We start from the raw sequence: 7,934 nt of genomic DNA on the forward strand, positions 1-7,934 counted from the left end.
TGACAATCCATGCCTGAGCTTGGGGTACAGATGGCAGATCTTGGAAAGATCCTCGTCACGGGCAGCAGTGTTGCCGAGGAGCATCTCGACAGGCTGACGCAGGAAGGATTCCGGGTGCACCAGGTGCCCGGACTCCTCAACGAGGATGAGCTGGCAGCCGAACTCGAAGGGTGCACCGGCTACCTGTTGGGCGGAGACGAGTACGCCTCCAGAAAGGTTCTGAGCCGTGCGAAATCGCTGAAGGTGGTCGGGTTCCTCGGCGTCGGATACATGTCATTCGTCGATGCGGACGCGGCCCGCGATCTCGGTATCGCAGTGACAAACACCCCCGGCACGCTCACCAGCAGCGTCGCCGAGTTCACCGTCGGCCTGCTTCTGGCCCAGCGCAGGCAGATCCCCTCCTACGCCGCCGACTTCCGGGCCGGCCGAGGGGGGAACGAGCAGAAGCAGCGGGACGTGGCCGGTCACAGGCTGGCCATCGTCGGGCTGGGCGCGATCGGCACGAGGATTGCGGAGATCGCGACGATCGGGCTCAATGCCGAGACGGCGTACTTCTCGCGCACCCGCAAGCCCGCTGAGGAGGAGCGTCTCGGTATCACGTACAAAGAGCTGCCCGACCTGCTGTCCTGGGCCGAGAGCGTCATCCTCATGGTTCCCGAGACACCGGAGACCCGTGGGTTGATCGGGAGCGATGAGATCGGGCTTCTGCCGCCCGGGGGCGTGTGTCTGATCAACACCGCCAGGCCATCCGTCGTGGCGCCTGGTGCGCTGCTCCAGGGCCTGACGAGCGGCCGTATCCGTACCGCGGCATTCGACGGCTTCTACGACGTCGAGGTCGCCGAGACCGCCGAACTTCTCGCCCTGCCGGAGTCCCAACTCCTCGTGACCGGCCATATCGCGTCGCTCACGCACGACGCGCGGGATGCCATGGCGCTGAAGTGCATCCAGTCCATCATCAACGTGGTCACTGGAGCGCCGGATGCCTACGTCGTGAACGAGAGAGACTGAGTGTGGAATCCAAGCTGCTCATCGTGGGAGGAGGCGTCGTCGGCTGTGCGATCGCCCTCGAAGCCCGGAACATATTCGACAGCGTCGTCCTGATCGACGCCAGGGAAGGTCTGGGCCTGGCCGCCAGTTCGGCAGCCATCGGAGGGATCACGCCGCAGAGTGACGACTTCTGCCGAGGGCCGTTGCGGGTACTGGCGGAGGAAAGCCGGAGGATGTACCCGGACTGGCTCAAGTTCCTTGAGAGCCAGTCCGGGGTGAGCGTTCCGTTCCTGCAGTCGGGCCTTCTTCAGGTGGCGTTGAACGAGGAAGAAGCCGACAGGCTCCACGATCAGGTGGTGCCTCAATGGATCGCCCAGGGATTCGCCGTGGAACACCTCGCCCCCGAGTCCGTGGCCGGGGCGGAGCCGCTGCTGTCCCGTCAGGTGAAGTCGGCTGTCAGGCTCCCGAGCGAAGCGGCCCTCGAGCCCGCCGTGCTGATGTCGGCGCTGGTCGGAGCGTTGACCAAAGATCCGGGGGTCACGGTCATGAGCGGGGTGCGGGTCGAGGGCGTCCGCCGCTCCGGCAGCGGTGCGGAAATCGACCTGGGTACGAGGGGCACGCTGCGCGGCGACGCGTGTGTGGTCGCGGCAGGCGCCTGGAGCCCCGAACTGGTGCCCACGGGCGAGCGGGCGCAGTTCCCCGTCCGTGGGCAGGCGGCGGAGCTAAGGGTGCCAGGCAGCCGGGCCTACTCCCTCCGACACCACATCTATTCGAAGATCCCCGTCGAGGGAGAAACCGTCTCGTCGTACGTGGTGCCACGCAGCGACGGGCGCGTGGTGGTCGGAGTGACGTACGACGAGGACCGCTGGGACGAGGCTCCGGAAGAGCAGGCGACCCGAAGCCTGCTGGATGCCCTGCACATCATGGTGCCGAGTTCTGACCGCTGGGCTCTTCTGAGGTCCTGGGCGGGAGTCCGACCGGGCACCGCTGACGGCTACCCCCTCATCGGACCGATCGATGAGGACGGCCGTGTCGTCCTCGCCACTGGACACTTCGGCGTCGGTATCACCTTGGCGCCGGTAACCGGAGCTCTGGTGACCGCACTCCTCTCGAGGACCCGTGTGAGCGAGAGTCACCTCGCGGCCCTACGCATGATGAACCCTAGGCGCTTCATGTAGGCCAGGAAACTGAGGGAGAGCGTGATCGGTAGAGCGAAGCGCATATGGCGCAGTGCCGGTATGCGCTGGGGACTGCTGGCCGTTCTGGTGCTGGTGCTGATGATGCCACTCTGGGGACTGCAGCCCTACGGAAAGCAGTTCGACTACAAAGCGGCCGGTACCTGGGGGGACTGGGTGAGCGGTCTGGGCCAGTTCGCGGCCGTGGCGACGGCGATCGGCGTGGTCTTCCGCTCGGAGCACAGGGACCGCGAGCGACAGCAAACCTCCGTCGCGGCGTGGATGAATGTGCTGTCCGATGTCAACGAACCCTACTGGGCCGTGCAGATCGAAAACTCGGCCTCGCTCCCCGTCTTCCGCTGGCGAATTGACAGCCCCGACGGCGCCGTGCATCTGTGCCATGAGGAACTCGGCCCCATCACACCGGGAAGGACGGACTACGAGGTAGCGGTACCGGCTCAGGCAGACCAGTCACACGCGCTTCCGCTGAAGATGACGTTCGTGGACAGTGGCGGGCAGCTCTGGAGCCGATCCGAAATGGGCGGCATCAGCAAGGTGCGCGGCCCCATCACGTGGCACCAGACCGGCACTAGTAGTTAGGCACGAGGTGAGATGGCGGCAGGAGACAACGCGAGTGATCAGCGAGGCATGTCGGTTCGGCGTGTTCATCCTCAGGCATTCCGTGGTTCCCCCGAGCGGTCCTCCTCTGAGAGCACGGAAGGCCGTACGCCTGTCCCGCAGGGGCGGTCTTCCGAGCGGGTTCCGGAACTGTCCCATTATCTGGGGGCCATCCGGGCGCTTCCAGACCTCGCCCCCGAGGGATCCGAGACAGGAGTCCTGCCGGACCGGCCCCTGGAATCGGTATGGATGCCCCGGGAGGCGCGGGAGATCGTCTGCCTGTCCAGAAGCCTTCCTCCTGATGACGAGGATGCTCCCGGCTTGCCACTCGACGGGTTGATCCTGAACGGCACTAGCCGGTCACTCGTCCTGATCGGGCCACCCTGTTCAGGACGTACATCGGTCTGTGTCCACTACGCCTCTGAACTGGCGAAGCGCTTACTCGCCGGTGAGGCCGACGGCCCCGTGCCCTTGCTGTTCGACGCGTTGGACGTTCCGGCACAGGACAACTTCGTGTCCATAGCCGAAGCGATCGTCCAGGCCGCCGTGGCACGTGCCGAGATAGGCGGCTACGGCGAAACCGCCAGATCCGCCCTTCAGAACTCGCTCGACAACGCCTTCCTCTTCGTGGACGGGGTCGAGGACGTCCCCACGAACGGTCATCGAAGCTCAGGTAATTGGTCCTGCAAGACCATATTGTCGACGGTGGCGCAACTCCAGGTCCACTACCCGAACCTGCGGATCCTCATGACGATCTCTGATTCCACCTGGTTCTCGAACGACTGCGCGCGGTCACGTCAGGTCCAGGTCTACACCCTGCGTCCGCCGCGGCATCAGGATGTCGAGACGTACATCAACACCTGGTTCGGTGGCTGATGCCGAGACGTGACGGAGACCTCGCCCGACAACTCATCGCGGCTGTCCGTGCGGACAGCGCGCTGGCGTCCGCCGCCCGAGTTCCCTACCTCCTGCATCTCCTGGTCGTATCGGTGGAGCAGAACCGTGAGATCCCCACGTCGATCGGTCACTTCTGCCGGCTGGCCGCGGACGAATTCCTGCGTAAGCGCCCTCGGCGTCGGCCAGGAGAATCGCAGAACACGTGCCTACTGCGGGCCGAATACGACTCCGAGATACAGCGGATCATGGAGGAGATCGGCTTCGAGGTCGTTTCGCTGCGAGCCGTCGACCCACTGGCCAATGCGATACCGGCATCCGCCACGCAAGCGCCCATCGTGCGCGCCCTGGGGGGTGACGACCAGTTCTACGACGCGTATCCGGCCGTGGCCGACTACGTCGGTTTCCTTCGGCGTGGCCACGGCATCCTGGCTGTGGACGGCTCCGCTCGGCTCTCCTTCCGGGAGAGCCTGTTTCGTGACTACTTCGCCGGCTGCGCGATGGCGCACAGAAGCTCACAGACAATTGTGGAGTCCTGCCGGAGCGTCGTCTGGCACGCACCGTTGAAGTACTGGGCCAGTGCCCAGTCGACCTTCGAGGGGTACCGCCTGGTCACGGCCGTCACCGCGGAGCTGGTGAGCGCGGCCGAAGACGACGCGGCCTGCGCCCTCACCTATCAGATCCTCGCCGGTGAACTGATGGCTGCCCTCCGGGTGGCCATGCCGGACGTCCCTGCCACGGGTCTCAGCCGCGGTCTGCATCGCACCGTATCGGCTGCCCTGACCGCCGCATCAACGGACCGGGCGATCCCGCTCGACAAACGCGCCAAGTCAGCGACGCTCTACGCACAGCTCAACCCGGTCACCTGGGAGGAAAGCTCACGCGCCCTAGTGGCGGAAAGCATGTGCATGTCTGGCGGGACATTTCCAGTGGGCAGCGTCAGTCCGTTGGACTCAGAGGACGAAAAATATCGACTCATCGACTGGCATCCACAGCGGAATGAGGAGATCCCGTCCTTCCGGATCGCGAAGTTCCCGGTGACCAACAGGGAATACGCGGAGTTCATCCTCTCCGGCGGCTACCGTGACCTCGACTGCTGGCCCGAGGGGCCGGCCCGGTTGTGGGCGATGCAGGATCCCGCGTTCATCGATGGCCCCGAGGGCCCACGCATCGGATCGACCGCCTCCCAGCGCCTGCATCTCCGGAAGGAAATGCGAGAGGGCATCGTGGATGAGAACGCGTTGCAGGACTATGTCGACCAACTCCTGCTCCGCGAGGTACCGCTCTACTGGTGGGACCCCAGGTACAACCAACCGACCCAGCCGGTAGTCGGCGTCAACTGGTGGGAGGCGCTGGCCTACTGCCGGTGGCTGACGAAGAGGTTGCGGGAGAACGGTTCCCTGGACGACCGTGGTTTCGTGGACATCCCGTCGGAGTTCGAGTGGGAGCGTGCCTGTCTGCGCGGTCCGGTCTCGCAGCCCTATCCGTGGGGGGAGGCCTGGGAGGACGACATGGCCCATGTCCGGACCGAAGTGAACTGGATTCAGCAGTCAGTGCCCGTGGGGATCTTTCCATGGGCGACCTGGGAGGGCGGACCACAAGACATGGTGGGTAATGTCTGGGAATGGACTAAATCCCTGGCCTGGTCGTACTCGGACGCCCGTCCCGGGCGCGAGGATATCTCGGACCAGGGTGACAGGACTGTCCGCGGAGGATCGTGGTTCTCACGTGAGATGAATGCACGAAAGATCCAGTTCAGGTCCTATGACCCGCCGCAGAACGCCTATGTGGACCTTGGCTTCCGTGTTGCCTACTACACCATGTAGGGGGTTCGGGAATGGGAAATGCCCATGCGCCGGCCGCGTCGCCCGTCCCCTCGCGTGTGGAGGACCGGCCCGACCTCTACGACTGGACCTACCAGGGGTACAACGAGGACCTAGGGTACTGGCGGTCCGTGGTGGGTACCGGCCCGGTGCTGGAGCTGGGAGCGGGTAGCGGGAGAATCAGCGTGCCGCTGTCGGCCGCCGGCGTCGACGTGATCGCGTTGGACCATTCGGCCGACATGCTGCACGCGCTCGGGAAGAGGTCGGTGGCGGAGGGCGTCGTGGTGCGGCAGCTATGCGCCAGGATGCAGTACCTCCCCCTCCGAACGGCCTCCCTGACCTCGGTCATCTGCCCCTTCGGGTCCGTCAACTACCTTCTGGATCAGGAGGACTGGCTCCGACTCTTCGCCGAGGTGCGGCGTGTCCTCCGCCCCGGCGGGGTCTTCGCCTTCGAAGCCCTTGCCTGGGCCACGTTCGGTGATTGGCTCCATGGGGCTGAGGAGCGCGTCGTCAAACAGGATCGGACGAACGAGCGGGTGGTCACTCTCACCTGTCGTTACGCGTTCGACTCCGCGACACAGCTAGCCCGTCAGGTCCGAACGTACACGGTGAAGGACCGGGCCGGTGAAGTGGAGCACCAGGTGCTGTGGGTGAACCGTTACGCCATGGCGGGAGAGATCAGGGCGATGCTGCGGTACGCAGGATTGATGATCGCGGACGAGGCCGGCGACTACAACGGCGGCCGATACCGGCATGACTCAGAGTTCTATCTCGTGAGGTGCCGGGCAGGCCGCTGACCGTTCTATCGGCGGTGCGGCACGGCAGGAAAGCAGGAGTTCGCTGGTGAAAGACGAACCGGTGCATCACGGCGAGGCCGACGACGAAGAACTGCGTCTGCGGCGTGAACTGGCGGCTGTCTACCGTTTGGTCGCCCACTTCGGGATGACGGATTTGATATTCACGCACATCTCTCTTCGTCTGCCAGGGCCCGGCCACCACATCCTGATCAATCCGTACGGGTTTCTCTTCGAGGAGATCACCGCCTCCAGCCTCGTCCGAATCGGTCTCGATGGGCAGCCCCTCGACGCGGCGGGGCCCCCGGTGAACCCCGCCGGTTTCGTCATTCACAGTGCCATCCACCGGGCACGCCCCGACGCCCACTGTGTACTCCACACCCACACCGAATGGGGTTGTGCGGTCGCAGCCCAGAGGGACGGTCTGCGGCCTGTCAACCAGATATCGATGGAGTTCCATGGGCGCGTCGCCTACCACGACTACGAGGGGGTGTCACTGAATCCCGACGAACAGGAGAGACTGGTGGAAGATCTGGGCCCGCACCCCGTCATGATCCTGCGCAACCACGGGCTGCTGAGCGTCGGGAGTTCGGCGGCTCAGGCATTTCTGCGTATGTACTACCTGGAGAAGGCCTGCCGGATCCAGATCCTGGCGCAGTCGGGCGGTGCACAACTGGTCGTTCCGGGTGACGTGGTGTGCGAGTATGCCGCCCGGCAGCTCAACGTCGAAACAGAGGACCCAGGCCTGCAGGACGCTCTGGCGTACGACTTGGTGTGGGCCGCTCTGCTGAGGCTCCTCGACAGAGTCGCCCCGGACTACTGGATCTGATCAGGGCTCCGTCGCGACGGCTCCTGTACCGACCAGGAACACGAAGCACCGCACGCCGGTGCCGTGTGCGACCGGTCCCGACCGCCGCAACTCCGTGCCGCCTGTGGCTCGCCGCCCCTCCGCGCCGTCGGCCTGGCACCGGTACCACCAGGGGCGGGGGCGCGGGCGCGGGCCGCGGGCCGCGGGGAGGACGTCGCGCAGGGTGCCGGGCGGTTACGCGGAATCGGCCTTTCGGGGGCTGTCATGGACCGCATGATCCCGAGTGGACATGCTTGTGGCCAGTGTTTTCCGGCACTCCGCCCCACGGAAGGACTCGGTCATGCCCGCCTGGAACGCCGAATCCCCGACCAGACCGGCCGCACCGCCGTCGTCACCGGTGCCAACAGCGGCCTCGGGTATGTCACCGCGCGGGAGCTGGCGCGGCGGGGGGGGCCGGGGTGGTGCTCGCCTGCCGGAGCAAGGTGCGTGGCAACGCGGCGGCCGACCGGCTCGTGGCCGAGGTGCCGCGGGCGCACGCCGAGTTCGTACGGCTGGACCTCGGCGACCTCACGTCTGTGCGGGAGTTCACGGACCGGCTGCCGTACGACCGTGTCGACCCGCCCGTCAACAACGCCGGCGTGATGGCGCTCCCGTACGGGACGACAGCCGACGGCTTCGAGACCCAGTTCGGCGTCAACCACCTGGGCTATTTCGCCCTCACTGGCCTGCTGCTTCCCGCGCTGCTCGCCACGCCCGGCGCCCGGATCGTGACCGTGCCCAGCTTGATGCACGCACTGGCCAACATCGGCCCCTCGGACCTGAACGGCTCACGCCG

General features: G+C 65.8%; 7 protein-coding genes and 1 pseudogene. All 8 read left to right on the plus strand.

The window, feature by feature from the left end; all coding sequences use genetic code 11:
• Nucleotides 1-9 precede the first annotated feature (9 nt).
• The gene (locus LQ326_RS14425) at nt 10-1,008 is read left to right on the plus strand and encodes a 2-hydroxyacid dehydrogenase (RefSeq protein ID WP_234536380.1); all 999 of its coding nucleotides are present in this window, start codon (nt 10-12) and stop codon (nt 1,006-1,008) included.
• A complete protein-coding gene (locus LQ326_RS14430; protein WP_372496844.1) occupies nt 939-2,165 on the plus strand; it encodes an FAD-dependent oxidoreductase in 1,227 nt (408 codons plus the stop codon). Before LQ326_RS14425 ends, LQ326_RS14430 begins: the two co-directional genes overlap by 70 nt.
• Before the next feature lie 60 nt (nt 2,166-2,225).
• Nucleotides 2,226-2,762, plus strand: coding sequence for a hypothetical protein (locus LQ326_RS14435; protein ID WP_234536383.1), 537 nt, complete (start codon nt 2,226-2,228; stop codon nt 2,760-2,762).
• Nucleotides 2,763-3,029: 267 nt separating this feature from the next.
• On the plus strand, nt 3,030-3,656 hold the full coding sequence (locus tag LQ326_RS14440) for a hypothetical protein (protein ID WP_234536386.1): 627 nt from the start codon (nt 3,030-3,032) through the stop codon (nt 3,654-3,656).
• 113 nt (nt 3,657-3,769) lie between these two features.
• Nucleotides 3,770-5,500 carry an SUMF1/EgtB/PvdO family nonheme iron enzyme gene (locus tag LQ326_RS48290; protein ID WP_234536389.1) on the plus strand — a complete coding sequence of 577 codons (1,731 nt, stop codon included), beginning with the start codon at nt 3,770-3,772 and terminating at the stop codon, nt 5,498-5,500.
• A gap of 56 nt (nt 5,501-5,556) precedes the next feature.
• A complete protein-coding gene (locus LQ326_RS14450) occupies nt 5,557-6,294 on the plus strand; it encodes a class I SAM-dependent methyltransferase (RefSeq protein WP_234536390.1) in 738 nt (245 codons plus the stop codon).
• Between the two features lie 46 nt (nt 6,295-6,340).
• Complete coding sequence (locus tag LQ326_RS14455) at nt 6,341-7,120, plus strand: class II aldolase/adducin family protein (RefSeq protein WP_234536392.1); 780 nt, start codon at nt 6,341-6,343, stop codon at nt 7,118-7,120.
• Between the two features lie 327 nt (nt 7,121-7,447).
• Nucleotides 7,448-7,934 (plus strand): annotated as a pseudogene (locus LQ326_RS14460) (SDR family NAD(P)-dependent oxidoreductase); the annotation flags it as partial.

This window comes from Streptomyces shenzhenensis (assembly GCF_021462265.1).
In the GTDB taxonomy this organism is placed as follows: Bacteria; Actinomycetota; Actinomycetes; order Streptomycetales; family Streptomycetaceae; genus Streptomyces; species Streptomyces shenzhenensis.